Origin of the sequence: Streptomyces sp. NPDC059002 (assembly GCF_042740435.1) — a bacterium.
In the GTDB taxonomy this organism is placed as follows: domain Bacteria; phylum Actinomycetota; class Actinomycetes; order Streptomycetales; family Streptomycetaceae; genus Streptomyces.
In genome coordinates, this window is the sequence record NZ_JBHYJI010000003.1 from 192,681 (window position 1) to 217,954 (window position 25,274).

Genomic DNA, 25,274 nt, shown 5'->3' on the forward strand with positions numbered 1-25,274 from the left:
GGGTTCATCGACGCGGGGTGGAGCAGCTCGGTAGCTCGCTGGGCTCATAACCCAGAGGTCGCAGGTTCAAATCCTGTCCCCGCTACTGACGGTCGAGGGCCGGAAGCCGATTGGCTTCCGGCCCTCGATTCATTGGTGGCCCACCGCCTCCTCGTACAGCTCGCGGTCGACCGCCTGCGCTTCCGGGATCTTGTCGCCCTTCGAGACGCCCGCCGCGCGGTACGCGTCCTGCAGGCGGTCCGTGGTGCCCGCGCGGATCTCCCAGTCCATCCGGAGCGAGGGCGTCGACTTCAGCACCGCCTCGTCCGTCTTCAGGAGTTTCGCCAGGTCGCCGACGAACGCGGGATCGCGCTTGTAGTCGCCCGCGAAGTACGTGTTGACCGTCCTGATGTACGCGCGCAGCAGGGCGACGCCCGCGTCCGGGTCCTTCGTCAGCAGGTTCGGGCCGAAGAGCAGGCCGCCGAGGGGCTCGCCCTGGGGCTGGCCGCCGAGGAACGCGTACCTCTTGTCGCCGTCGACCTTGCGCCAGACCGGGTCGAGCAGCCAGGCCGAGTCGGTGCCGCCGTTCTGGAGGGCCGTGAGGACGTCCGCCGAGCCGAGCTGCTGGAACTGGATCTCGTCGAGACCGCCGCCGTGCTTCTTCAGGGCCTTGTTCATGGGGTACGCGATGACGGAGCCCTTGCCGATCATCGTGCCGAGCTTGCGGCCCGCCATGGGGACGTGGGACGCGCTCTCGTTCTTCTTCAGCCGCACCCACAGGCCGCTCTTGGAGGTGGGGGCGGGGGAGAAGTTGCCGGCCGTCCACTTGATGTCGAAGCCGCTGGTGATGCCGTTCATCACGGCGGCCTCGGGGGCCGCCCACTGGGCGTCGATGTCGCCCTTGGCCAGCAGGGGGAGGGCCTCGGGGGTGGGCAGCACCTTCAGGTCGACGTCCAGGCCCTCCTTCTTGAACTCGCCCTTGGCCACGGCCATTTGGAGCGGTGCCACATACTCGGCGCTCAGGGTGCCGGTCGCGATCGTCAGGCCGCGTTCCTCGGGGAGGGGCTTGGGGGCGGGCGTGTTCGGGGCACAGCGGGCCGCCCTGCGGTCGGGTGCCAGATCGGCGGGGTCGGTCCAACTGCCCTTGCCGCAGCCGGAGACCGAGGTGACGGTGCGGGGCTTCGCGGGGGTGGAGGGGGCCTCGTCGTCCTCCTTCGCGCAGCTCGTCGTGGCGAGGAGGGCCGCCGCGGCGACGGCCACGAGGGCGGTGGTCGTACGGGTGCGCATGGTGCCTCCGAGCGCTCTGCTACGTACGGAAGGTGCGGTCATGACTGGCTTCGGCCCCGGTCGCGCGGGGCCCAGGGGGTGAGCAACCTGCCCGCGATCCTGACCAGTTCGGAGAAGACGACGCCGAGTACGGCGACGCAGACGATGCCGACGAACATCACGTCGTTCTGGAAGAGCGCGCGCGAGTCGAAGATGAGATGGCCGAGGCCGTCCGCCGCCGCGATCTGCTCGGAGGCGACGATCACCAGGACCGCGACTCCGGCGGCGATGCGGGCGCCGACCAGGACGGCGGGCAGCGAGGCGGGCAGCAGGACGTGGCGGAACATCTGCCACGGCGACGCGCCGAAGACCTGCCCGGCGTCGCGGTGTCCCGACGGCACGGCGAGGACCGCCGCCATCGTCGAGATCCAGACGAAGAAGAAGACCGTGGCGGCGACCAGGGCGATCTGCGGGCCCTCGCCGAGGCCGAACATGTTCAGGAAGACGGGCAGGAGTGCCAGCTTCGGCACGACGTACAAGGCGTCCAGAGTGGGCTCAAGTGCCGCTCGTACGAGGGAGAGTGAGCCCATGAGGAGGCCGAGGGCGTAGCCCGCGACCGTGCCGATCGCGTACCCGGCGAGCACGCGCTTCAGGGTCGCCCAGACGTCCGGCCACAGATCGCCGTCGGCCGCCCGGCCCCAGCCGTCCTCCAGGATGGTCTGCGGCGCGGGGTAGACGCGGTCGTCGATCCAGCCCTGGACGGCGGCGAGTTGCCACAGGAGGATCAGCGCCGCGGGTACGCCGACGGCGAGCGACAGTTCGAGGGCGCGGCGTCTGCGGTGGGTGCGTGTGGGGTGCAGTTCGCGGGGGCCCGGGCTCCTGACCAGTACGTCTTCTTGCTCAGGGGCCTTCGACGTCTTGTTCGTGGCCGTGCTCATGCCGCCGCCTGCGTGCCGACCTCGCCGCGCAGCAGGTCCCACAACTCGCTCTTCAGAGCGGTGAATTCGGGGGCGGCGCGGACCTCGCCGGAGCGGGGGCGGGGGAACGGCGGGCGGCGCTCGGCGATGATCCGGCCGGGGCGGGCCGACATCACCAGGACGCGGTCGCCGAGGACGATCGCCTCTTCGAGGCTGTGGGTGATGAAGAGGGTCGTGGTGCGGGTGGTCTGGGTGAGGGCGAGGAGTTCGTCCTGCAGGATCGTGCGCAGCTGGGCGTCCAGGGCCGCGAACGGCTCGTCCATCAGCAGGATTTCGGGCTCCACGGCCAGCGCGCGGGCGATCGCCACGCGTTGGCGCATGCCGCCGGAGAGGGTGGCGGGGTAGGCGTCGGCGAAATCCGCGAGGCCCAGGCGGGTGAGCCAGTCCGTGGCGCGGGCGTTCGCCTCGCGGCGGGGGACCTTCTGGATGTCCAGGCCGAAGCGGACGTTGGCCTGGACGGTCTTCCAGTCGTAGATGCCGTAGTCCTGGAAGATCATCGCGGCGGGGCGGGGGGTGGTGGTGCGGATCGTCAGCTCGCCCCCGCTGGGGCGGAGGAGGCCTGCGGCTATGCGGAGGAGGGTGGATTTTCCGCAGCCGGAGGGGCCGACCAGGCAGGTGAACTCGCCGGGGGCGATCTTCAGGTCTATGGGGCCCAAGGCGTGTACGGCCTTGGGGGGTCGGCCGAAGGTTCTTGTCACTGCGTGGGCTTGGAGTTTGGGGTGCGGAGCTTCCACGGGCTTCTCCTTGCGGAGGGCAGGCGGATGTGTGGGCGCCGCCGACGATATGACGCACCGTCAGATTCCGGAAGGGGTGTGGCCTGGCTGAGATTCGCTGTTGGGTGCGGGTCGTGAGTGGTTTGTGCCCACCTGTTCCGCCGTGCGGAACGCCTGCCCACAAACCGCGCCTGCCTGCAAGCCGAAGGGCCCGGCACCACTCGGTGCCGGGCCCTTCAGGGGCGTACGAAAAAGGGCTACCCCGTCGCGCAGTCCGGGCAGATGCCCTTGTACGTGACTTCCGCGCCCTCGACCGTGAAGCCGAAGCGTTCGGAGTCGGGGAGGCTGGCCAGGGGGTTGCCCGTGGGGTGGACGTCGCGGATCGCGCCGCAGCGGGCGCAGACCAGGTGCTGGTGGGGGCGGTGGGCGTTCGGGTCGTACCGCTTCGCCCTGCGGTCCGTCGAGACTTCGAGGACCTCGCCGAGGGTCACCAGCTCGCCCAGCGTGTTGTAGACGGTCGCCCGGGAGATCTCGGGCAGCTTGTCGACGGCGCGGGCGTGCACTTCGTCCGCCGTGAGATGGACGTGGTCCCCGTCGAGGACCTCGGCCACGACGCGCCGCTGCGCTGTCATGCGCCAGCCGCGTCCGCGCAGTCGTTCCAGTAGGTCACTCATAAGGGCCAGCCTAACAGGCAAGGGACCTAAGTCCCGAACGAGTGTGACTTTGGAAGCTTACTTGACTTAGACAATGTCCATTGTAGGATCGGGGCCAGCACAAGCCAAGGGACAGGACTCGCAGGCAATGACGCAGGAGGCGCACGTGACGCAGGGACCGCTCACCACGGAGGCCGGGGCGCCGGTCGCGGACAACCAGAACAGCGAGACCGCGGGCGTCGGCGGGCCGATGCTGATCCAGGACCAGCTGCTGCTCGAGAAGCTCGCGCACTTCAACCGCGAGCGGATTCCGGAGCGCATCGTGCACGCCCGCGGCGCCGGTGCGTACGGCACGTTCACGCTCACCCGGGACGTCTCGCAGTGGACGCGCGCGAAGTTCCTCTCCGAGGTCGGCAAGGAGACCGAGACGTTCCTCCGCTTCTCCACCGTGGCGGGCAACCTCGGTGCGGCCGACGCGGTGCGCGACCCGCGCGGTTTCTCGCTGAAGTTCTATACGGAGGAGGGGAATTACGACCTCGTCGGCAACAACACCCCGATCTTCTTCATCAGGGACGCCATCAAGTTCCCGGACTTCATCCACACGCAGAAGCGCGACCCGTACACGGGCTCGCAGGAGGCCGACAACGTGTGGGACTTCTGGGGCCTGAGCCCGGAGACCACCCACCAGGTGACCTGGCTCTTCGGCGACCGCGGCATCCCGGCGTCGTACCGCCACATGGACGGCTTCGGCTCGCACACGTTCCAGTGGAACAACGAGGCGGGCGAGGTCTTCTGGGTCAAGTACCACTTCAAGACCGACCAGGGCATCAAGAACCTCACGGCCGCCGACGCCGAGGTGCTCGCGGGCAAGGACCCCGACTCGCACCAGCGCGATCTGCGCGAGGCCATCGAGCGCGGTGACTTCCCGACCTGGTCCGTGCAGGTGCAGATCATGCCGGCGGCCGACGCGGCGAACTACCGCTTCAACCCGTTCGACCTCACCAAGGTGTGGCCGCACGCGGACTACCCGCCGATCGAGATCGGCAAGCTGGAGCTCAACCGCAACCCGGAGAACATCTTCGCCGAGGTGGAGCAGGCGATCTTCAGCCCCGCGCACTTCGTGCCGGGCATCGGCCCCTCCCCGGACAAGATGCTCCAGGGCCGTCTCTTCGCGTACGGCGACGCCCACCGCTACCGCGTCGGCATCAACGCCGACCACCTGCCGGTGAACCGTCCGCACGCCACCGAGGCGCGCTCGTACGGCCGTGACGGTGTCCTGTACGACGGCCGTCACAAGGGCGCGAAGAACTACGAGCCCAACTCCTTCGGTGGCCCGTACCAGACGGACCGGCCGCTCTGGGTGACCAGCGCCGTCTCCGGCGGCACGGGCAACCACGCGACGCCCTCGCACGCCGAGGACGACGACTTCGTGCAGGCCGGCAACCTCTACCGGCTGATGTCCGAGGACGAGAAGGCGCGTCTGATCGAGAACCTCGCGGGCAACATCGCGGGCGTCTCGCGCGACGACATCGCCGAGCGTGCCATCGACAACTTCCGCAGGGCGGACGACGACTTCGGCAAGCGGCTCGAGGCCGCGGTCCAGGCCCTGCGCGGCTGAACCGCTTGTCGTGGGCAGGGGGCGGGCCGGATTCCTTCGGGGGTCCGGCCCGCCGCCGTGTTCAGCCCGCCATCGTGGCCGTCGCCGCGGTCGACGCGCGCCTGACCGGGGCCCAGCAGCGGATGATGTCCCGGACCGAGACGATCCCGGTCGGATCGTTGCCGTCCATGACGATCAGGTGCCGGAAGCCGCCGTGCGACATGGCGTCCGCGGCGTCCTCCAGGCTCCATGCGGGCGTGGCGAAGACGACGTCCGTCGTGGTGTGCGTGCCCGCGGTCTCCAGGTCGGGGTTCTGGCCGAGGCCGAGGGAGTTGAGGATGTCGCGCTCGGTCAGGATGCCGAGTCCATAGGTGTCGGGGTCGAGGACGACGGCCGCGCCGACGCGGCGCTCCGACATCAGCCGGGCCGCCTGACGGAGGGTGTGGGCGGGACCGATGGTGAGGACCATCGTGCTCATGGCGTCGCGGACGAGCATGGGCGTGAGCCACCTCCTTGGTGAAACCGCGGGCTCCGGGTGGGCGAAGGATTGCCTCCGCTACCCAGCTGGAGAACGGATTCACAAGTTCACAAGTGGGGGGACTCTCAGAGTCGCAGCCATGCGGGATGCCAACAAGGGGGCGCGTGCGGTCAGTTCAGGGCGTACGCCGCGCACTTCGCGCGCCTTGTGGGGCGCGGCGAGAAATGCTCAGTACCGCTGGTTGAGATAGCCGAGCAGCTCGTCGTGGAGCAGGCCGTTCGACGCCGCCGCGTTGCCGCTGTGCGGCCCTGCCCTGCCGTCGAGGCCGGTGAAGCTGCCGCCCGCCTCCGTCACGACGATCGCGTTCGCCGCCATGTCCCACAGCGAGAGCTCCGGCTCCGCGCAGATGTCGACCGAGCCCTCGGCCACCATCATGTACGGCCAGAAGTCGCCGTAGCCGCGGGTGCGCCAGACCGCGCGCGTGAGGTCCATGAAGCCGTCGAGGCGGCCCTGTTCCTCCCAGCCCGAGAGGGAGGAGTACGCGAGTGAGGCGTCCGGGAGCCGCGAGACCTTGGAGACGTGCAGCCGGGTCGCCGAGGTGAGGCTGCGTCCCGTGTAGGCGCCGCCGCCCTTCGCCGCCCACCAGCGGCGGCCGAGCGCGGGCGCGGAGACGACGCCGACCACCGGCTGGTAGCCGCCCTCGCCCGCCTCCATCAGGGAGATGAGCGTGGCCCAGACCGGGACGCCGCGCACGTAGTTCTTGGTGCCGTCGATCGGGTCGATCACCCAGCGGCGCGGGCCCGTTCCCTCGATGCCGTACTCCTCGCCGAGGATCGCGTCGCGCGGCCTTGCGCGCTGCAGCTGGGAGCGGATCAGCTCCTCGGCCGCCTTGTCGGCCTCGCTCACCGGCGTCATGTCCGGCTTGGTCTCGACCTTCAGGTCGAGCGCCTTGAACCGGTCCATGGTCTGGGCGTCGGCGGCGTCCGCGAGGACATGGGCGAGACGCAGATCATCGTGGTAGTCGGGCATGAGTGAACAGTATCGATCCCGTACGGCACGAGCCACAGCGCCCGTGTGCGGGGCGTCCGCGGCCCGCCGCGCGCGGCATCGCCGGTCCTCGCGCCGGAGCTATTGACAGTGCTGCCGAGCGCGTCAACTCTGGCACCGGAGCCGCTTCGGCCCGGGGAGGCGACGATGCCTGCAGCACGGGAATCCTTACTGGACGCGGCGTACACGGCGCTCGCCCGACGACCGTGGCCCGGTGTCCGCATGGTCGACGTCGCGGCCGTCGCCGGGGTGTCACGGCAGACCCTCTACAACGAGTTCGGCAGCAAGGACGGGCTCGCCCGCGCCCTGCTGCGGCGCGAGACGGACGGCTATCTGCACGGCGTCGAGCGCGCACTCGCCGAGGAGCGCGAGCCCGCGGACCGGCTCGCCGCCGTGGCCGCGTGGACGGTGGGCGCCGCGCGCGGCAACGCCCTCGTGCGGGCCGCGCTCACCGGCTGCTGGGGCGAGCGGCTGCCCGCGCCGAGCAGATCGGCGGGGTCCACGTCGCCGGTGCCCGCGCAGCGCCGCGCGGATGCCGGGGTGCCCACGTCGGCGGAGCTGCTCGCGCTGGTGCGGGACCGCGCGGTGCTCGCGCTCGGCGGCCGGGGGCGCTCGGCACGGGATCCGGAGCTGGCCCTCGCCTGCGAGAGCGCGGTCCGGCTCGCCCTGTCGTACGTCGTCGCGCCCGCCGGAAGCGACGACGACCCCGCGGAGCTGGTCCGCGGGGCCATCGGGCGCTGGGTGGGCGCCAAGTGATCCGGTGGGTCAGTGCGCGGAGCCGGACAGCTGGAGGCCGATCACGCCGACGATCACGAAGGAGATCGAGACGAGCTTGAGCGTGGAGACCAGGTCGCCGAGGAAGACCATTCCGTAGATCGCGGTGCCCGCGGCGCCGATGCCCGTCCAGACCGCGTACGCGGGCCCCACGTCGAGCTTCTTCAGCGCGAGGGTCAGCAGACCGAAGCTGCTGAGCGCGAAGCAGGCGAACGCGATCGTGGGCCAGATCCTGGTGAAGCCGTGCGAGAGCTTCAGGCAGACCGCGAAGCCCGTCTCAAGAATCCCCGCCACGATGACCAGCAGCCACGCCATGTCCTTGCCTCCCGTACCCGTATACGTTCCGCGACCGCTTCGTCTGGCTTGAATCCGGCTTGGTGCGATTATGCATTTACCTTTACCCGCGCGGTGCAAACAACGGGCAGTTCAGTCGCCGTCGCGTCGCTCCCGCGTTGCGAGCAGCCTGCGCAGTGAGTAGAGGCGGGCCGGGTCGGCGTGACCGTCGGCGACCCAGGCGTCCAGGGCGCAGTCCTTCTCGTCGTGGCTGCAGCCGCGCGGGCAGTCCACCGTCCCCGGCTCCAGGTCGGGGAAGGCGAGGATGACGCGGGACGGGTCGACGTGGTTGAGCCCGAAGGACCGTACGCCCGGGGTGTCGATCACCCAGCCGTCCGCGCCCGCAAGGGGGAGCGCGAGGGCCGATGTGGTGGTGTGCCTGCCGCGTCCGGTGACCGCGTTGACATGACCGGTCGTACGCCGCCGCTCCTCCGGCACGAGCGCGTTGACCAGCGTCGTCTTGCCCACGCCGGAGTGGCCGACGAACGCGGTGACATGCCCGTCGAGCAGCTCGTGGACCTGCGCGAGCTCGGCGCCGTCGGTGAACTCCTCGCGGCTGGTGACCACATAGGGGATGTCGAGCGCGGCGTACGTCTCGAGGATCTTGTCGGCCGGCGCCAGGTCCGACTTGGTCAGGACGAGGATCGGTTCGAGGCCGCCGTCGTAAGCCGCCACGACGCAGCGGTCGATCAGGCGCGGGCGCGGCTCGGGGTCGGCCAGGGCGGTGACGATGGCGAGCTGGTCGGCGTTGGCGACGACCACGCGCTCGTACGGGTCGTCGTCGTCGGCCGTACGGCGCAGGACCGAGGTGCGCTCCTCGATCCGTACGATCCGCGCGAGGGTGTCCTTCTTGCCGGACAGATCCCCGACGACCGCGACCCTGTCACCCACCACGGCGGCCTTGCGGCCCAGCTCGCGGGCCTTCATGGCCATCACGACCCGGTCGTCGACCAGGACGGTGAGGCGGCCGCGGTCCACGGTGAGGACCATTCCCTCGGCCGCGTCCTCGTGCTTGGGCCTGATGTGGGTGCGGGGGCGGTTGCCCTTGCGGTTGGGGCGGACGCGGATGTCGTCCTCGTCGGGGTTCTTGCCGTAGCGGCGCATGTTCTCGTTCCGCCCGTCAGTTCCCGAGCATTCCGGTCCAGAGGTCGGGGAAGTCCGGGAGGGTCTTCGCCGTCGTCGCCACATTCTCGATCTGTACGCCGTCCACCGCGAGGCCGATGATCGCGCCCGCGGTCGCCATGCGGTGGTCGTCGTAGGTGTGGAAGATGCCGCCGTGCATCCTGCGCGGCCGGATGTGCAGTCCGTCGGCGGTCTCGGTGACGTCGCCGCCCAGTTCGTTGATCTCCTTGGTGAGCGCGGCCAGGCGGTCCGTCTCGTGCAGGCGCAGATGGGCGACGCCGCGCAGCGTGGAGGGGGAGTCGGCGAGCGCCGCGACCGCGGCGATGCCGGGCGTGAGCTCGCCGACCTCGCTGAGGTCCACGTCGATGCCGTGCACGGACCCGGACCCGGTGAACACCAGGCCCTGCTCGGTCAGCTCGCAGGAGCCGCCCATCTCCGTGAAGATCCGGCGCAGCGCGTCGCCGGGCTGTGTGGTGTGCGCGGGCCAGTCGGGGATGGTGACCGTGCCGCCGGTGATCAGGGCCGCGGCGAGGAACGGCTGGGCGTTCGACAGATCGGGCTCGACGGTGAGGTCGCGGCCGAGCAGGGCGCCGGGGGTCACCCGCCACACGTTCGGCTCGCCGCCCGCCTCCGGGGTGTCCACCTGGGCGCCGACCGAGCGCAGCATGTCGACGGTCATCCGGATGTGCGGCATGGACGGCAGCGAACCGCCCACGTGCCGCACCTCCACGCCCTGGTTGAAGCGGGGGCCCGACAGCAGCAGGGCGCTCACGAACTGGGAGGAGGACGAGGCGTCGATCTCGACCCGGCCGCCCTCCAGGGCGCCGCCGCCGTGCACGGTCAGGGGCAGGGCGCCGGGGCTGCCGTACGTGGTGTCGTCGATGCGGGCGCCGAGTACGCGCAGGGCGTCGATCACGCCGTGCAGCGGGCGCTCGTACGAACGGGGGTCGCCGTCGAAGCGGATCGGGCCGTCGGCGAGGGCGGCGACCGGGGGCAGGAAGCGCATGACCGTGCCCGCGTTGCCGACGTCGACCGTGGCCGGGCCGTGCAGGCCGGAGGGGATCACGCGCCAGGCCTCGCCGGAGCCGTCGGGGCCCACGCCCTCCTCGATGCCGACGCCCATGGCGCGCAGGGCGCCGGCCATCAGCAGGGTGTCGCGGGAGCGCAGCGGGCGGCGCAGCCAGCCGGGCTCGGCGGCGAGCGAGGCGAGGACGAGCGCGCGGTTGGTGACCGATTTCGAACCGGGGACGTGGACCGTCGCGGTGACGGCTCCGCTTGCGTGCGGGGCGGGCCAGAGGGCGGTGTGCGCCGGGGTTTCGGTCATGCCTTCACTTTAGTGGCTGCCGGTAACCGGGAATCTTGATCAAATGTGGCGAAATCCAGGCGAAACAGAGAACTGGTAGGAGCCATGGGCCCACCGGCGGCTCATACGTCGAGGAGCCAGCGCGCCCCGCCCATCAGGGAGCACAGCGACACCGCGTGGAAGAGGAAGAGCCACATCCCCGCCGGGACGTTGGTGAGCCGGGACAGCTGGTCCGCGTCCGAGTCGCCCGCCCCTCCGCGCCTGCGCTTGGACTGCAGCTCGAAGGCGGGCCGTACGCCGCCCAGGAGCAGGAACCACACCACCGCGTACGCGAAGGCCGCCTGCACGTCCGTGTTCGCGAGCCAGGAGACGAGCAGGAAGGTGCCGCCTGCGACGACGACCGTCAGGGCGCCGTACGCGTTGCGGATCATCACCAGCATCGCCACGAGCAGCGCGGTCGCGATCCACAGGAACGCCGTGATGCGTCCCGAGGCGAGCAGGGCCGCGCCGCCGAGGCCGAGCAGCGGCGGCGCGGTGTAGCCCGCGGCCGCGGTCAGGATCATGCCGATGCCGGTGGGCCTGCCGCGCGAGACGGTGAGGCCCGAGGTGTCGGAGTGCAGCCGGATGCCGTCGAGGCGGCGCCCGGTGAGCAGGGCGATCAGGCCGTGGCCGCCCTCGTGCGCGATGGTGATGGCGTTGCGGGCGAGGCGCCAGGCGTTGTGCGGGACGACGACGGCGAGGGCGACGACACCGGCCGCGACGACCAGCCACTGCTCGGGCGCGGACTGGGTGCCGAACACGCGGTCCCAGAGGTCGGTCAGGCTGGCGCTGGCGGTGCTTTCCATTACTGGGACCGGCTCCTCGGGTCGTCATCAGGGCTGGCTGCGCGGAGCGCATCGTTGAGGGGTGGTGGTCGGGCGACGGGCGGGCCTGGCAGTCTGGCACGTATGTGCGGACGGTATGCATCCAGTCGTAGGCCCGAGGATCTCGCAGGAATCTTTGAGATCGAGAAGTGGGAGCCGGAGGAGGCGCTCGCCCCCGATTTCAACGTGGCCCCCACCAAGGAGGTCTACGCGGTCCTCGACCGTCCACTGAAAGACGCCGAGGACCCGCGTCCGGTTCGCCAGCTGCGCACGCTGAAGTGGGGCCTCGTGCCCTCCTGGTCCAAGACGCCCGAGGGCGGCGCCCGCATGATCAACGCCCGCGCGGAGACCGTCCACGAGAAGCCGTCCTACCGCAGGGCCTTCGCGACCCGGCGCTGCGTCCTGCCCGCCGACGGCTATTACGAGTGGGTGACCGCCTCCGACGAGCGGCAGCTGGAGGTCGAGGGCAAGAAGAAGCGGCCGCGCAAGCAGCCGTACTTCGTGACGCCCGCCGACGGCTCGGTCTTCGCCATGGCCGGGCTCTACGAGTTCTGGCGGGACAAGACGCTGCCCGACGAGCACCCGCTCGCCTGGTGGGTGACCTGCACGGTGATCACCACGGAGGCGGAGACCACACCGCTCGCGGTCGGCCCCGAGGAGGGCCCGCGCTCGCTCGCCGACATCCACCCGCGGATGCCGCTGATGCTGACGCCGGACCGCTGGGACGCCTGGCTCGACCCGTCCCGCACGGACGTCGAGGACCTGCGCACCCTCCTGGAGCCGCCGCCGCACGGCCTGATGCGCGCCTACCCGGTGTCCACGGCCGTCAGCAACGTACGCAACAACGGCCCGGAGCTGCTGACGGAGCTGGAGGGCCCCGAAGAGGGCACACTCTTCTGACGTGACGCATGTGACACAGAGCGAGATCATCCAGACCGACGCCGGCGAGGCGCGCATCACCTGGCACCCGGCTCCCGCGAAGAGCGCCCGCCTCGTCCTCGCCGTCAGCCACGGCGCGGGCGGCGGCATCGAGGCCCGTGACCTCCAGGGCATCGCCGCCGCGCTGCCCGCGCACGGCGTGACCGTCGCCCTCGTCGAGCAGCCCTGGCGGGTCGCGGGCAAGAAGGTGGCGCCCGCGCCGAAGACCCTGGACGTGGGGTGGCGCGGGATCTGGCCCGCCCTGGAGAAGAAGGGGCTCCCGGTGATCTCCGGCGGGCGCAGCGCGGGGGCCCGTGTCGCCTGCCGCACCGCGACCGAACTGGGCGCCGCGGCCGTGCTCGCGCTCTCCTTCCCGCTGCACCCGCCGGGCAGGCCGGAGAAGTCGCGTGCCCCCGAACTGCTCGGCGCGGGCGTCCCGATGCTCGTCGTGCAGGGCGGCAACGACCCCTTCGGGAAGCCCGCGGAGTTCCCCGAAGGCGTATACGAACTCGTCGAGATCCCTCACGCGGACCACGGGTTCGCCGTGCCGAAGCGGGCGGACATCGGGCAGGACGAGGCCGTGAAGATCATCACGGACGCCGTCACGCGCTGGACGGGAATGTTGGGCGGGTGACCTCTGTTGTGGCGAACAGACGGTGAACGCAGACGGTGCACGCCGTCGCAGAAGATTCGCCGCCGATCGTCGCGAGAGGAAGTCCGCCGCATGGGTTCGACCATCTGCCCGAACCGCTCCAGCGCCTCTGACCTGGAGTGGACGGTCTTGAGCGCACCCAAAACCGCATCTATTCGGGCGGCGCGGGGCACGGATCGTCGTCTATCCTCCGATTCGAGTGGGGCTGCTTTTGGCCTCACCACGTCGTTGGAGGAGGTGGGTCCGGTCACTGGGACCGACGCAGGGACCGAGCACGGCCAGGCGGAGCAGCCCCGAGAGAGTTCGGAGAAGTCCGAGACGGCCGCGGAGCGCACGGCCCGCTTCGAGCGGGACGCGCTGACGTTCCTCGACCAGATGTACTCGGCGGCGCTGCGCATGACGCGCAATCCGGCGGATGCTGAGGACCTGGTGCAGGAGACCTACGCGAAGGCGTACGCGTCGTTCCACCAGTTCCGCGAGGGCACCAACCTCAAGGCGTGGCTGTACCGCATCCTCACGAACACATTCATCAACTCGTACCGCAAGAAGCAGCGCGAGCCCCAGCGCAGCGCCGCCGAGGAGATCGAGGACTGGCAGCTGGCGCGCGCCGAGTCGCACATGTCCACCGGTCTGCGCTCCGCCGAGTCGCAGGCGCTGGACCACCTGCCCGACTCGGACGTGAAGCAGGCGCTCCAGGCCATCCCCGAGGAATTCCGCATCGCCGTCTATCTGGCCGACGTAGAGGGCTTTGCGTACAAGGAGATCGCGGACATTATGGGGACACCCATCGGTACGGTGATGTCCCGACTGCACCGCGGCCGTCGCCAGCTGCGCGGCATGCTGGAGGACTACGCCCGTGAGCGCGGGCTCGTCCCGGCGGGCGCCGGGGAGTCGAACGGAACGAAAGGCTCGGGCTCATGAGCTGCGGAGAGCCGCACGAGACTGACTGCAGTGAAGTCCTGGACCATCTCTATGAGTTCCTGGACCACGAGATGCCGGACAGCGACTGCACCAAGTTCGAGACGCACTTCGAGGAGTGCTCTCCGTGCCTGGAGAAGTACGGCCTCGAGCAGGCGGTCAAGAAGCTGGTGAAGCGCTGCTGCGGCCAGGACGACGTGCCCGTCGACCTGCGGGCCAAGGTCATGGGGCGCATCGACCTCATCCGCTCGGGGCAGGCCGTGCCCGAGCGTGACGTCACGCAGGACGTGGCGGCGGGCGAAGCCTGAACTGCCGCACCACCGGCGTGAGTTGACCGGCAGAGTCACCCTTCGAGGGCGGGCCGCGACGTTTTCTGTCGCGGCCCGCCCTCGTTGCACCCCCGTTTCCCCTTCCGTCACTCGAACGTGCTAATTCGCGGCCGCCGGGCGCTGGCCGGGAGGCCGCCGTTCTAGTCTCCGGAGCTGGAACGGGGAGGAGAACTCCATGCGGTCGGTGCCGGTGCGGGCCCGCGTCTACATCCTGGGTGTCGCCCTGGCCGGCGCCGCCTGCGCCGCGCCCGCGTTCGGCGCGCGCACGCCGTGGCCCGCCGTCGCCCTCCTCGCGGTGCTCTTCGCCGCGTGCGAGCAGGTCACCCGGTGCCGCTTCGTCGGCCGCCGGGCCCCGCGCGGCCTCGGCACCTTCTTCCCCGTGCTGCTCGCCGGGGTGTTCCTGCTGCCGCCGTCGGCCGCCGCGCTCGTCGCCGTGCCCGGCGCGCTGCTCGCCCGCGTCGACCGGCACCCCCGCTGGGTGCGGCGCCTGTGGCGCGCGGCCCAACTCGCCGTCGCCGCCTGGGTGTCGGCCCGTACGTACGGGGCGCTCGGCGGGGCCGCGGCCTGTGCGGCGCCCGACTTTCCGTACGTCCTGTGGCCCGCAGGAGCCGCCGTGCTCGCGTTCTCCGCGGTGCTCACCGTCCTGGACGGCGGGATCCTCGTGACCGCCGAGCGGGTGCCGCCGCGCGCCGCGTGGCGCGGGGTCTTCCTGCGCTCGCTGGCGCCGGTCGCGGTGCACGGGCTCGCCGGGCTGATGATGGCGGTCCTGTGGACCAGTCCGTACGGGCCCGCGGCCGGGCTGCTCGTGCTGCTCCCGATGGGCGTCTCCTGCTGGGTGTTCGCGCAGTACCACCGCGAGCGGGCCGCCCACCAGGCCACCATCAGGGCGCTCGTCCAGGCCGTCGACATCAAGGACAAGTACACCCGCGGACACAGCGAACGGGTCGGCCGCGCCTCGGTGCTCATCGCACGCGAACTGGGCATGGACGACGAGCGCGTGGAGGTGCTGCGGTTCGCGGGCATCCTGCACGACGTCGGCAAACTCGGCGTCCCCACACGGCTGTTGCGCAAGGACGGACCCCTGACGCCGGAGGAGCGGCGCGTCATCGAGCTGCACCCCGAGTACGGACACGAGATGGTGCGCGGCATCGGATTCCTCGGCGACGCGCGGGCGGCGATCCTGCACCACCACGAGCGGATCGACGGGAGCGGCTACCCGTACGGCCTCGCCGGGGCGCAGATCCCCGAGTCCGCGCGGGTGGTGGCCGTCGCGGACGCCTTCGACGCGATGACGTCCACACGGTCCTACCGGCGGGCCCGGCCGGTGCCGGTGGCCCTCGAGGAGCTCTCCCGGTGTGCCGGGGCGCAGTTCGACCCGGCGATGGTCGACGCGCTGGCGCGGGCGCTTCAGCGGTACGGGTGGCATGCGGAGGTCACGTCCGACGTGCCGGACCCGGGCGGGCCCGTGCCGCCCCCCGGTCCGGTCCTGCCCGCGCCCGCGGTGCCTGGCTCGGTGCCGGGGTGAGCGCCTCCGCCCCGGCACCCGGCACCGGGGGCCGCGCCCGCCTGCCCACGGCAGTGAACGCCCTTGCCTCGCTGCTCGCCCTGCTCTCCCTCGGGTGGACCCTCTGGCACGGGGTCACCGAAGGGCGGGTCGCGCTGGCCTTCGGGGTGCTCGTCGCGCTCGGGGAGCTGGCGCGGTGGGGGAGTGCGCGGGAGCGGGAGCCCGCGCCGCTGGGGGCCGCGGCAGCCCTGTCGTACGCCCTGCTCGGGGAGAACGCGGAGCAGGCCACGCACCACGGCGTGCTCCAGGTGATCGCCGTGGTCGTCGCGGCCGCGCTCGTCGGCGCGGTGCCGCACGTGGCGCTCGGCCAAGGGCCCTCGCGCGATCACATGGCCCGGCGCGTGCTGACCGTCGGATTCGCCGCCGTGTGCTTCCAACCCCTGTACAACTCGGGGAAGTTGAAGGACTGGGTCGGTCACGGGCCGTACTTCGCGCTCGTCATCGTCGCGGTGCTCGTCCTCACCGCGCTCTGCGACGCCGTGCTCGCCGCGACGACGGCGCACGCCCGCACCGGATGGCCGTTCGGGCCGCTCCTGCGCGACGAGCTGCGGGCCATGCTCGGCATCGGGTCCGCGGTGTGCGCGACGGGGGCCGTGATGGCGCTCGCGGTGGCCGTGGCGGGGCTCTGGGCGCTGCCCGTGTTCAGCCTCCCGCTGCTGCTCACCCAGCTGTCCTTCCGGCGGTACGCGGCCGTGCGGGCGACCTACCGGCAGACCATCGCCTCCCTGGCCAGGGCCACGGAGATCGCCGGATACACCCCGCAGGGGCATGCCCGCAGGGTCGCGGGGCTCAGCCGGGACGTGGGGCGAGACCTGGGGCTCTCCGAGCCGGACCTCACCGTCCTCGAGCATGCGGCGCTGATGCACGACATCGGCCAGCTCTCCCTCGTCGACCCGGTGCCCGCGGGCGCCACCGCGGCCCTGCCCGAGCCGGAACAACGGCGAATAGCCCTGCTCGGCGGCGCCGTCGTACGCCAGACAGGGGTGGACTCCGCGGTCGCCGTGGTCGTCGAGCGCCAGGCGGACCCCTACCGTGACCAGCCGCTCACCGCACGGATTGTGCGCACCGCGAACGCGTACGACGAGATGGCGCGGGGAGAAGGACCATCGGGGTCGCTCGGCGGCCCCCTGGAGGCCCTGGAGCGCCTGCGCCTCGGCACCGGCCGCGACTACCAGCCGGAGGTCGTGGAGTCCCTCGCGCGGGTCCTTTCGCGAAGGGGCGGGCCCTAGGGCCTGTCCGGCGGATCAGGTCGCGTGCGGGTGGCGTCCACTGTGCGGTGCTGGTGAGCGGGGTCTGGTGCGTGCAGCTGCAAGGCGGAGGAGGGCGACAACGCAGTGGGGTCTCCCCTGCTCGAGCGGAGCCGAGAGCTTGGGGAAGTTGGCAACCGACGACAACGCGGCAGATGCGCGTGCCAGGGCCCGCGACCCGCGGCATGATCCGCCGGACAGGCCCTAGGGGCCTCTGACCGGCGTCGGGGCGGGGGGCGGGCGGGCCTTAGGCGGTCCCCGGCTGGGTAACCCATGGGTAATGAGCGGCCGTCCGACCGTACGTGGTTGGATGCGAAGAAGAGGGTGCACGGGGGCACGGACCCGACGCCGCGCCTTCTGAGAATGTGTCTTCCAGAAATCGTGACAGGCGGGAATCAGGCGGGAATCGTGAGGATCTTCGGCAAGGGACGGCACCGGCCCTCCGCCTCATGGCGGCAGGCGACCGACCGCGCGTTCACGCTGATCGGCGACGGCCGGTACGAGGACGCGGGGGCACTGCTCACGCGCGCGGCGGATCTCGAACCCTGGTTGTCCGAGTCCTGGTTCAATCTCGCGCTCCTGCACAAGTTCCGGCACGACTGGGAGCAGGCGCGGGCCGCGGGGCTGCGTGCCGTCGCGCTCCTCGACCGGTCGGCGGGCGCCCCCGACTGGTGGAACGTGGGCATCGCGGCGACCGCCCTGCAGGACTGGCCGCTGGCCCGGCGCGCCTGGCAGGCGTACGGACTGCGGGTGCCCGGCGGGGTCGCCGCGTCCGGTGAACCGTCCGGCATGGAGCTCGGCAGCGCGGCCGTGCGGCTCTCACCGGAGGGCGAGGCCGAGGTCGTGTGGGGCCGCAGGCTCGACCCGGCCCGCATCGAGGTCCTGTCCATCCCGCTGCCCTCGTCGGGGCGCCGCTGGGGCGAGGTCGTGCTGCACGACGGCGTCCCGCACGGCGAGCGGACGACGGCGGCCGGACACTCGTACCCCGTCTTCGACGAGATCGAGCTCTGGGCGCCCTCCCCCGTGCCGACCTGGGTGGTCCTCCTGGAGGCCGCCACCGAGGACGACAGGGACGCCCTGGAGCGGCTCGCGGCCGACGCGGGCTTCGCCGCCGAGGACTGGTCGTCCTCCGTGCGGCTGCTCTGCCGGATGTGCTCCGAGTCCCGGATGCCCAGCGACGAGGGCGACGGAGAGCACCTCGACCCGCACGACCACAGCGAGCCCGGCCACCCCGGCCCGCTCGGCCACCGCAGCCCCGGAGCGGTCTGGGTGCCCGAGCGCGAGTGCGGCATCGCGGCGCCCGCCGCCCTGGTGCGCGGGCTGCTCGACGGCTGGGTGGCGGACAGCCCGGACTCCCGCGACTGGCGGGACCTCGAAGAGGTCTGCTGAGCCGGCCCCGGCAGGTTCGCGGACCCGAGGAGGTCCGTCGGCACTTCGCCGTAGGCTGTACCGGCACAAACTCTTGAGGGTTTCCAAGGAAGGCGTACGGCGGACATGGCGCAGGACACTGAGCAGCAGACCTCCGGCGGGGTGCTCCCCGTCGACGACGAGGGCTTCGTCATCGACACGGAGGACTGCGAGGAGCGCGAGACGGCCTACCGCGAGCGCGGCACGTACCGGCCGATCACGGTCGTCGGCAACCCGGTCCTGCACAAGGAGTGCAAGGACGTCACGGACTTCGACGACGAGCTGGCGAAGCTCATCGACGACATGTTCGTGAGCCAGCGCGTCGCGCAGGGCGTGGGCGTGGCCGCCAACCAGGTCGGCGTCGACCTGAAGGTCTTCGTCTACGACTGCATGGACGACGAGGGCGTGCGGCACGTGGGCGTGGTGTGCAACCCGGTCCTGCAGGAGCTGCCCGCCGAGCGGCGCCACCTCGACGACTCGGGCGAGGGCTGCCTGTCCGTCCCCACCGCCTACGCCCCGCTGGCCCGCCCGGACTACGCGGAGGTGACCGGGCAGGACGAGAAGGGCAACCCCATCAAGGTGCGCGGCAGTGGTTACTTCGCGCGCTGCCTGCAGCACGAGACGGACCACCTGTACGGCCACCTGTACATCGACCGCCTCTCCAAGCGGGAGCGCAAGGACGCGTTGCGGCAGATGGAGGAGGGCACCCCGCGCTACCCGGTGGTGCCGAATGACTGACCCACGCGACGCCTGAGAGGCGTGGGAACCGCGTGACGTGAGCGGCCCCTGGTCGGGAACTACTTCCTGACCAGGGGCCGTTGGCGTGAGCCGATCGGGTGTGCGATCGAAACAAGCTGCTGGTGATCCATATTCAGTCACGTAAGGGGAGGTTCTCGGCACTGGGGGGTAGTGAATGGCGCAAATCTGTTCCCTGAACGGTCAGTTGTGGTGCTGAATGGAAAGCGCGGGGATACGCAACGGCGCGCGCCCGGCACGGCGGGAGGGGCGTGGGTCATCAGGCGGCTGAAAGGGGTTTGTTCGTGCCTGCATATTCCGGGAGCACTTCACAGACACAGCAACGCACACAGCCACACACACAGCCAGTATCGGTACCACCGGCACTGGCCGTTCCGGTGATCGAGGCAGCGTTTCCTCGCCGTCTGCACCCGTATTGGCCAAAGCTTCAGGAGAAGTCCAGGACCTGGCTCCGCGAAATGCGGCTCATGCCCCCGGACAAGGTCGAACGGTACGCGGACAGCCTGTGCTACACCGACCTGGTGGCGGGCTACTACATTGGTGCGCCGGACGAGTTGCTCACCGCGATAGCGGACCTCAGCAGCTGGTTCTTCGCATGGGACGACCGGCACGATCGGGACTCGGTGCACGGCAGGGCGGCACAGTGGCGGCGGCTGTGCCGGGGCCTGCACGGGGCCCTCAACGAACCCCGGCAGTACCTGCACCACAGAGACCCGTTGGTCGCGGGGTTCGCGGACTGCGTCCTGCGGCTCTACGCGTTCCTCGGCCCCAGCTGGAACGCCAGGTTCGCCCGGCACTTCCACCCGGTGATCGAGGCGTACGACCAGGAGTTCAGGAACCGGCGCACGGGCACGGTGCCCACCGTCGAGGCCTACATCGAACTGCGCCGCCTCACGTTCGCGCACTGGGCGTGGATCGACCTGCTGGAGCCCACCGCGCGGTACGAACTGCCGCGCCTCATAAGGAAACACCCCGCATACCGGCGGGCGGCACTCGCGACCCAGGATTTCTCTGCCTGGTACAACGACCTGTGCTCGCTCCCGAAAGAACTCGCGGGGGACGAACTGCACAATCTCGGGATCAGCCTCATTCAGCACGAGGGAATGAAGCTCGAAGAGGCCGTGGTGGAGGTGCACAGGCGCGTCACGCGATGCGTCAATGAATTCCTCATGGCCGAGCAGGAAGTGTACGCACTCGCCGAGCAATTGGCGGACGGCAGCGTGGCAGGAAAGGAGCTCGCGGCCGCGGTGGAATCGTGCGTCTTCAATATGCGGAACTGGTTCTCTTCCGTCTATTGGTTCCACCACGAATCCGGCCGCTATCGCGTAGACAGCTGGGACGACCGGTCCATGCCCCCTTACGTCACGGAAGGCACCGTGGCGGAAAACGAACTGGTAGGTGAGGAATGAGCGTCGGTTCCGCGATATCCGCGTCCGCAGCGTCAGGACAGGGCCCGCTGCGCACCCCGCCACTGGTCCGCGGGGGAGCACCCCTGCTGGGCCACGCCTGGAACCTGGTGCGCGACCCGCTCGGCTTCCTCGCCGCGCTGCGTGACCATGGGGATCTAGTCAGGATCAGGCTGGGGCCCAAGACCGCGTACGCGGTCTGCGACCCGGAGCTCGTCGGCGCCATGCTGAAGAACCCCGAGTACATCGTCGGCGGACCGCTCTGGGACACCCTCGAAGTGCTCCTCGGCAAGGGCGTGGCGACCAGCAACGGCAAGCTGCACCGGCGTCAACGGCGCATGATGCAGCCCGCGTTCAGGCCCGAGCGGATCGCGGACTACGCGAAGGTGATGGAGGAGGAGGCGCGCGCCACGGCCGACCGCTGGCAGCCGGGGAGCACGGTCGACGTCGGCGCGGAGATGTTCCGCACGGCCGTGCGCATCGTCTCCCGCTCGCTCCTGGAGGTCGACTCCATCGGCGAGAAGGCGGACCGCATCAGCGAGTCGCTGCACACGGTCTTCGAGGGGCTCTACCGCAGGATGGTGCTCTCGGTCGGGCCCCTCTACCGCGTGCCGACCCCCGCCAACCGGCGCTTCGAGCGCGCGCTCGCCGATCTGCACGCGCTCGTCGACGAGATCGTCGCGGAGCGCCGCGCGGCGGGACCCGAAGGGCCCGACGACCTGCTCGCACAATTGCTGCGGGCCAGGGACGAATCCGGAGAGCTCCTGACCGATCAGGAGATCCACGACCATGTGGTTTCCCTGGTCGTCGCCGGGGCCGAGAATGTGGCCTCGACACTGGCGTGGGCGTTCCATCTGCTGACCGAACACCCGGAGCAGGAAAGGCGGTTGGTTGAAGAGGTAAATTCCGTGGCGCAGGGCCGGGCGATCACATTCGCCGATCTGGGCCGACTGCGTCACCTCCGCAATGTCGTCACGGAGGCCATGCGTATACGACCGGCGGCCTGGATATTCACCCGCAGGTCCGTGGCCGAAACCGAACTGGGCGGCTATCGCATTCCGGCGGACGCCGACATCGTCTACAGCGTGTACGCGATGCAGCGCGACCCGCGTTCCTTCGAGCGGCACTTGGAGTTCGACCCGGACCGCTGGAATCCGGAACGCGCGGCGGATGTGCCGGAGTTCGCGATGATGCCGTTCAGCGTCGGCAACCGAAAGTGCCCGGGCGACCACTTCAGCCTGGCAGAACTCGCCCTGATCCTCGGGACGGTGGCCCCGAAGTGGCGTCTGACGCCGGTCGGGGAGACCGACAGCGGCACCAAGATCGGCATCACGCTGCACCCCAAGCGGCTCGTCCTGCGGGCCGAACCCCGCTGACCGAGCGGTGTGCCCGCCCCACCCCCCCGTGACGGGGCGGGCACACCGGGACCGCGGAGCGCCAGACTCAGAACCCGTCGTCGAGACGGGCTCAGAACTCGTCGTCGAAGGAGACCGAACCCTCGACCGCGACCTGGTACGCGGAAGGCCGCCGCTCGAAGAAGTTGGTCAGCTCCTGCACGCCCTGCAGCTCCATGAAGGAGAACGGGTTCTCCGAGCCGTAGACCGGCGCGAAGCCGAGGCGCTGCAGACGCTGGTCGGCGACGCACTGGAGGTACTCGCGCATCGAGTCGGTGTTCATGCCGGGCAGACCGTCGCCGCACAGGTCGCGGGCGAACTGCAGCTCGGCCTCCACGGCCTCCTTCAGCATGTCCGTGACCTGCGTCTGGAGCGCGTCGTCGAAGAGCTCGGGCTCCTCCTTGCGGACCGTGTCCACCACGTCGAAGGCGAAGCTCATGTGCATCGTCTCGTCACGGAACACCCAGTTGGTGCCGGTGGCGAGGCCGTGCAGCAGACCGCGGCTGCGGAACCAGTAGACGTACGCGAAGGCGCCGTAGAAGAACAGGCCCTCGATGCACGCGGCGAAGCAGATCAGGTTCAGCAGGAAGCGGCGCCGGTCGGCCTGCGTCTCCAGGCGCTCCAGCTTCTCGACCGAGTCCATCCACTTGAAGCAGAACTCGGCCTTCTCGCGGATCGAGGGGATCTCCTCGACCGCGTCGAAGGCGGCGGCGCGGTCCTCAGGGTCGGGCAGATAGGTGTCGAGCAGCGTCAGATAGAACTGGACGTGCACGGCCTCCTCGAAGAGCTGACGGCTCAAGTAGAGCCGCGCCTCGGGGGAGTTGATGTGCTTGTAGAGCGTGAGCACCAGGTTGTTGGAGACGATCGAGTCACCCGTCGCGAAGAACGCGACGAGGCGGCCGATCATGTGCTGCTCACCCGGGGACAGCTTCGCCAGGTCGGCGACGTCCGAGTGGAGGTCGACCTCCTCGACGGTCCAGGTGTTCTTGATCGCGTCCCGGTAGCGCTCGTAGAAGTCCGGGTAGCGCATGGGGCGAAGCGTCAGTTCGAAGCCCGGGTCGAGCAGGTTCTTCTCGGAGTTGGTGGTGCTGGACATTACTGGCAGGCCTCGCAGGACTCGGGGTTTTCCAGGGAGCAGGCGACGGCGTCGGGATCGGTCACCTGCTGGGGGACGGGGGCGGCGGTGGCGTTCGAGCCGCCGGCCGCGCGGGCGATGCGCGTCGCCGGGCGCGAGCGCAGGTAGTACGTGGTCTTCAGGCCCCGCTGCCAGGCGTACGCGTACATCGAGGAGAGCTTGCCGATGGTCGGCGTCTCCAGGAACAGGTTCAGGGACTGCGCCTGGTCGAGGAACGGCGTACGGTCGGCCGCCATGTCGATCAGGCCGCGCTGCGGGATCTCCCACGCGGTGCGGTACAGCGCGCGGACCTCCTCGGGCACCCAGGTGAAGCCCTGCACCGAGCCGTTGGACTCGCGCAGCGCCTCACGGGTCTGCGCGTCCCACACGCCGAGCCGCTTCAGCTCCTCCACCAGGTAGGAGTTGACCTGGAGGAACTCGCCGGAGAGCGTCTCGCGCTTGAAGAGGTTGGAGACCTGCGGCTCGATGCACTCGTAGACGCCCGCGATGGACGCGATGGTGGCGGTCGGCGCGATCGCGAGGAGGAGCGAGTTGCGCATGCCGGTGGTGGCGATGCGCTCCCGGAGGGCCGCCCAGCGCTCCGGCCAGGTCAGCTCGACGCCGTAGTGGTCCGGGTGCAGGACGCCGCGCGCGGTGCGGGTCTTCTCCCAGGCGGGCAGCGGGCCGTTGCGCTCGGCGAGGTCCGCGGACGCCTCGTACGAAGCGAGCATGATGCGCTCGGCGATGCGGGTGGAGAGCGCGCGGGCCTCGGGGGAGTCGAACGGCAGCTTCAGCTGGAAGAAGACGTCCTGGAGGCCCATCGCGCCGAGGCCCACCGGGCGCCACTTGGCGTTGGAGCGTCCGGCCTGCTCGGTCGGGTAGAAGTTGATGTCGACGACGCGGTCGAGGAAGGTGACGGCGGTGCGGACGGTCTCGTCGAGCCGCTCCCAGTCGATGTCGCCGTTGTCGACGAACGCGCCGAGGTTGACCGACCCGAGGTTGCAGACGGCCGTCTCCCCGTCGTCCGTCACCTCCAGGATCTCCGTGCAGAGGTTGGAGGAGTGGACGGTGTGGCCGGGCTCCGCCGTCTGGTTGGCGGTGCGGTTGGCGGCGTCCTTGAAGGTCATCCAGCCGTTGCCGGTCTGCGCGAGGGTGCGCATCATGCGGCCGTACAGATCGCGGGCCGGCATGGTCTTCTTGGCGAGCCCGGCGGCCTCCGCCTTGCGGTAGGCGGCGTCGAACTCCTCGCCCCACAGGTCCACGAACCCGGGCACGTCGGCCGGTGAGAACAGCGACCAGTCCTGGTCGGCGGCGACCCGGCGCATGAACTCGTCCGGGATCCAGTGCGCGAGGTTGAGGTTGTGCGTGCGGCGCGCGTCCTCACCGGTGTTGTCGCGCAGCTCCAGGAACTCCTCGATGTCGGAGTGCCAGGTCTCCAGGTAGACCGCGGCCGCGCCCTTGCGGCGCCCGCCCTGGTTCACGGCGGCGACCGAGGCGTCCAGGGTCTTCAGGAACGGCACGATGCCGTTGGAGTGCCCGTTCGTGCCGCGGATCAGCGAACCGCGGGAGCGGATGCGGGAGTACGAGAGGCCGATGCCGCCCGCGTGCTTGGAGAGCCGCGCGACCTGGTGGTAGCGGTCGTAGATCGAGTCGAGCTCGTCCAGCGGGGAGTCGAGGAGGTAGCAGGAGGACATCTGCGGGTGGCGGGTGCCGGAGTTGAAGAGCGTCGGCGAGGACGGGAGGTAGTCCAGGCGGCTCATCAGGCCGTACAGGGCGGCGACTTCGTCGAGCGCGCGGGCGCTCCCGTCCTCCGCGAGACCGGCCGCGACACGCAGCATGAAGTGCTGCGGGGTCTCGATGACCTGCCGGGTGATCGGGTGGCGCAGGAGGTAGCGGCTGTGCAGGGTGCGCAGGCCGAAGTAGCCGAAGCGGAAGTCGGCGCCGTCCGCGAGCGCGGTGTCCACCAGCGTGTTCAGGCGGGCCGCGTGCTCGGTGACGAAGTCCGCCGTGCGGTCGGCGATCAGGCCCTCGCGGTGGCCGACCGCGATGGAGTCGGTGAAGGAGCGCACGCCCTGCGTGGCGGCTTCCTCGCGGATGCCGATCGACAGGAGCCTGGCGGCGAGCTTGGAGTACGCGGGGTCCTCGGAGATGAGCCCCGCGGCCGCCTCCGTCGCAAGCTCCCGCAGCTCGGCCTCGTCGGCCTTGGCGGACCGGCCGCGCAGCGCGGCGCCGGCGACCCGGCCCGGGTCGGCGTCGGGGAGGTCGGCGGTGAGGTCGGTCAGGGTGCGCAGCAGCGCGGTCCCTGGCCCGTCGGTACCCTCGGCGGTCGGCGTGGTCGTCGCTGACGCAGGTTCGGCAGGCGCGATGGTCACGTGGAGCTCTCCCTCGCTCGGCTCTGGGCCTGGGGGAGGGAAGGGCGACGCACGGGCGCACCCGGGCAGGGCGGCGCACCGCGTCCACCGGC

24 protein-coding genes and 1 tRNA gene are annotated in these 25,274 nt (G+C 70.6%); 13 read left to right on the plus strand and 12 right to left on the minus strand.

Features of this window, described 5'->3' with window-relative positions; translation table 11 throughout:
- Nucleotides 1-11 precede the first annotated feature (11 nt).
- Nucleotides 12-85, plus strand: a tRNA-Met gene (locus tag ACFWZ2_RS04575).
- Between the two features lie 44 nt (nt 86-129).
- Here ACFWZ2_RS04575 and ACFWZ2_RS04580 read toward each other — a convergent pair.
- From ACFWZ2_RS04580 to ACFWZ2_RS04595, 4 genes are all read right to left on the minus strand, one after another.
- A complete protein-coding gene (locus tag ACFWZ2_RS04580) occupies nt 130-1,266 on the minus strand; it encodes an ABC transporter substrate-binding protein (RefSeq protein ID WP_384541705.1) in 1,137 nt (378 codons plus the stop codon).
- Nucleotides 1,267-1,304: 38 nt separating this feature from the next.
- A complete protein-coding gene (locus ACFWZ2_RS04585; RefSeq protein WP_384541708.1) occupies nt 1,305-2,183 on the minus strand; it encodes an ABC transporter permease in 879 nt (292 codons plus the stop codon).
- The gene (locus tag ACFWZ2_RS04590) at nt 2,180-2,956 is read right to left on the minus strand and encodes an ABC transporter ATP-binding protein (RefSeq protein WP_384541711.1); all 777 of its coding nucleotides are present in this window, start codon (nt 2,954-2,956) and stop codon (nt 2,180-2,182) included. The genes ACFWZ2_RS04585 and ACFWZ2_RS04590 overlap by 4 nt, the downstream gene beginning before the upstream one ends.
- A gap of 236 nt (nt 2,957-3,192) precedes the next feature.
- Nucleotides 3,193-3,609 carry a Fur family transcriptional regulator gene (locus ACFWZ2_RS04595; RefSeq protein WP_384541714.1) on the minus strand — a complete coding sequence of 139 codons (417 nt, stop codon included), beginning with the start codon at nt 3,607-3,609 and terminating at the stop codon, nt 3,193-3,195.
- Between the two features lie 127 nt (nt 3,610-3,736).
- On the opposite strand from ACFWZ2_RS04595, the gene ACFWZ2_RS04600 reads away from it, so the two are divergent.
- Nucleotides 3,737-5,206, plus strand: coding sequence for a catalase (locus ACFWZ2_RS04600; protein ID WP_384541717.1), 1,470 nt, complete (start codon nt 3,737-3,739; stop codon nt 5,204-5,206).
- A gap of 61 nt (nt 5,207-5,267) precedes the next feature.
- On the opposite strand, the gene ACFWZ2_RS04605 is transcribed toward ACFWZ2_RS04600, so the two are convergent.
- Together ACFWZ2_RS04605 and hisN are read right to left on the minus strand one after the other, a co-directional pair.
- Nucleotides 5,268-5,681 (minus strand): cyclic nucleotide-binding/CBS domain-containing protein, encoded by a 414-nt coding sequence (locus ACFWZ2_RS04605; RefSeq protein ID WP_384541720.1) that lies wholly within the window; start codon nt 5,679-5,681, stop codon nt 5,268-5,270.
- A gap of 210 nt (nt 5,682-5,891) precedes the next feature.
- Nucleotides 5,892-6,692, minus strand: a complete 801-nt coding sequence (gene hisN, locus ACFWZ2_RS04610; RefSeq protein WP_384541723.1) for a histidinol-phosphatase — start codon at nt 6,690-6,692, stop codon at nt 5,892-5,894.
- A gap of 165 nt (nt 6,693-6,857) precedes the next feature.
- On the opposite strand from hisN, the gene ACFWZ2_RS04615 reads away from it, so the two are divergent.
- Nucleotides 6,858-7,466: a TetR/AcrR family transcriptional regulator gene (locus ACFWZ2_RS04615; protein WP_384541726.1), complete on the plus strand. Its 609-nt coding sequence runs from the start codon at nt 6,858-6,860 to the stop codon at nt 7,464-7,466.
- Between the two features lie 9 nt (nt 7,467-7,475).
- Here the strand turns inward: ACFWZ2_RS04615 and ACFWZ2_RS04620 are convergent, their stop codons facing one another.
- The 4 genes from ACFWZ2_RS04620 to ACFWZ2_RS04635 all read right to left on the minus strand — a co-directional run bounded on the left by ACFWZ2_RS04620 (nt 7,476) and on the right by ACFWZ2_RS04635 (nt 11,087).
- Nucleotides 7,476-7,799: a DMT family transporter gene (locus ACFWZ2_RS04620; protein ID WP_384541729.1), complete on the minus strand. Its 324-nt coding sequence runs from the start codon at nt 7,797-7,799 to the stop codon at nt 7,476-7,478.
- A gap of 111 nt (nt 7,800-7,910) precedes the next feature.
- A complete protein-coding gene (gene rsgA, locus ACFWZ2_RS04625; protein ID WP_384541732.1) occupies nt 7,911-8,921 on the minus strand; it encodes a ribosome small subunit-dependent GTPase A in 1,011 nt (336 codons plus the stop codon).
- A gap of 16 nt (nt 8,922-8,937) precedes the next feature.
- Nucleotides 8,938-10,263: a 3-phosphoshikimate 1-carboxyvinyltransferase gene (gene aroA / locus ACFWZ2_RS04630; RefSeq protein WP_384541735.1), complete on the minus strand. Its 1,326-nt coding sequence runs from the start codon at nt 10,261-10,263 to the stop codon at nt 8,938-8,940.
- Nucleotides 10,264-10,364: 101 nt separating this feature from the next.
- Nucleotides 10,365-11,087 (minus strand): M50 family metallopeptidase, encoded by a 723-nt coding sequence (locus ACFWZ2_RS04635; RefSeq protein ID WP_384541738.1) that lies wholly within the window; start codon nt 11,085-11,087, stop codon nt 10,365-10,367.
- Between the two features lie 102 nt (nt 11,088-11,189).
- Here ACFWZ2_RS04635 and ACFWZ2_RS04640 point away from each other — a divergent pair, with 102 nt between their 5' ends.
- The 10 genes from ACFWZ2_RS04640 (at nt 11,190) to ACFWZ2_RS04685 (ending at nt 21,678) form a co-directional block, all read left to right on the plus strand.
- Nucleotides 11,190-12,005, plus strand: a complete 816-nt coding sequence (locus tag ACFWZ2_RS04640) for an SOS response-associated peptidase (protein ID WP_384541741.1) — start codon at nt 11,190-11,192, stop codon at nt 12,003-12,005.
- 1 nt (nt 12,006) lies between these two features.
- On the plus strand, nt 12,007-12,657 hold the full coding sequence (locus ACFWZ2_RS04645; protein WP_384541743.1) for an alpha/beta family hydrolase: 651 nt from the start codon (nt 12,007-12,009) through the stop codon (nt 12,655-12,657).
- A 255-nt stretch (nt 12,658-12,912) separates the two neighbouring features.
- A complete protein-coding gene (locus tag ACFWZ2_RS04650; RefSeq protein WP_384541746.1) occupies nt 12,913-13,596 on the plus strand; it encodes a sigma-70 family RNA polymerase sigma factor in 684 nt (227 codons plus the stop codon).
- Nucleotides 13,593-13,901, plus strand: coding sequence for a mycothiol system anti-sigma-R factor (gene rsrA, locus ACFWZ2_RS04655; RefSeq protein WP_384541749.1), 309 nt, complete (start codon nt 13,593-13,595; stop codon nt 13,899-13,901). Before ACFWZ2_RS04650 ends, rsrA begins: the two co-directional genes overlap by 4 nt.
- 196 nt (nt 13,902-14,097) lie before the next feature.
- Nucleotides 14,098-15,447, plus strand: a complete 1,350-nt coding sequence (locus ACFWZ2_RS04660; RefSeq protein WP_384541752.1) for an HD-GYP domain-containing protein — start codon at nt 14,098-14,100, stop codon at nt 15,445-15,447.
- A complete protein-coding gene (locus ACFWZ2_RS04665; RefSeq protein WP_384541755.1) occupies nt 15,444-16,715 on the plus strand; it encodes an HD-GYP domain-containing protein in 1,272 nt (423 codons plus the stop codon). Before ACFWZ2_RS04660 ends, ACFWZ2_RS04665 begins: the two co-directional genes overlap by 4 nt.
- A gap of 426 nt (nt 16,716-17,141) precedes the next feature.
- On the plus strand, nt 17,142-18,122 hold the full coding sequence (locus tag ACFWZ2_RS04670; protein ID WP_384541758.1) for a tetratricopeptide repeat protein: 981 nt from the start codon (nt 17,142-17,144) through the stop codon (nt 18,120-18,122).
- A gap of 105 nt (nt 18,123-18,227) precedes the next feature.
- Nucleotides 18,228-18,878, plus strand: a complete 651-nt coding sequence (gene def / locus ACFWZ2_RS04675; RefSeq protein ID WP_384541761.1) for a peptide deformylase — start codon at nt 18,228-18,230, stop codon at nt 18,876-18,878.
- Between the two features lie 302 nt (nt 18,879-19,180).
- Complete coding sequence (gene cyc1 / locus ACFWZ2_RS04680) at nt 19,181-20,305, plus strand: epi-isozizaene synthase (RefSeq protein ID WP_384541764.1); 1,125 nt, start codon at nt 19,181-19,183, stop codon at nt 20,303-20,305.
- Nucleotides 20,302-21,678, plus strand: coding sequence for a cytochrome P450 (locus ACFWZ2_RS04685; RefSeq protein ID WP_384541767.1), 1,377 nt, complete (start codon nt 20,302-20,304; stop codon nt 21,676-21,678). Before cyc1 ends, ACFWZ2_RS04685 begins: the two co-directional genes overlap by 4 nt.
- Before the next feature lie 91 nt (nt 21,679-21,769).
- Here ACFWZ2_RS04685 and ACFWZ2_RS04690 read toward each other — a convergent pair whose 3' ends face one another.
- Together ACFWZ2_RS04690 and ACFWZ2_RS04695 are read right to left on the minus strand one after the other, a co-directional pair.
- A complete protein-coding gene (locus ACFWZ2_RS04690) occupies nt 21,770-22,792 on the minus strand; it encodes a ribonucleotide-diphosphate reductase subunit beta (RefSeq protein ID WP_384541770.1) in 1,023 nt (340 codons plus the stop codon).
- A complete protein-coding gene (locus ACFWZ2_RS04695) occupies nt 22,792-25,182 on the minus strand; it encodes a ribonucleoside-diphosphate reductase subunit alpha (RefSeq protein WP_384541773.1) in 2,391 nt (796 codons plus the stop codon). The genes ACFWZ2_RS04690 and ACFWZ2_RS04695 overlap by 1 nt, the downstream gene beginning before the upstream one ends.
- Nucleotides 25,183-25,274 lie beyond the last annotated feature (92 nt).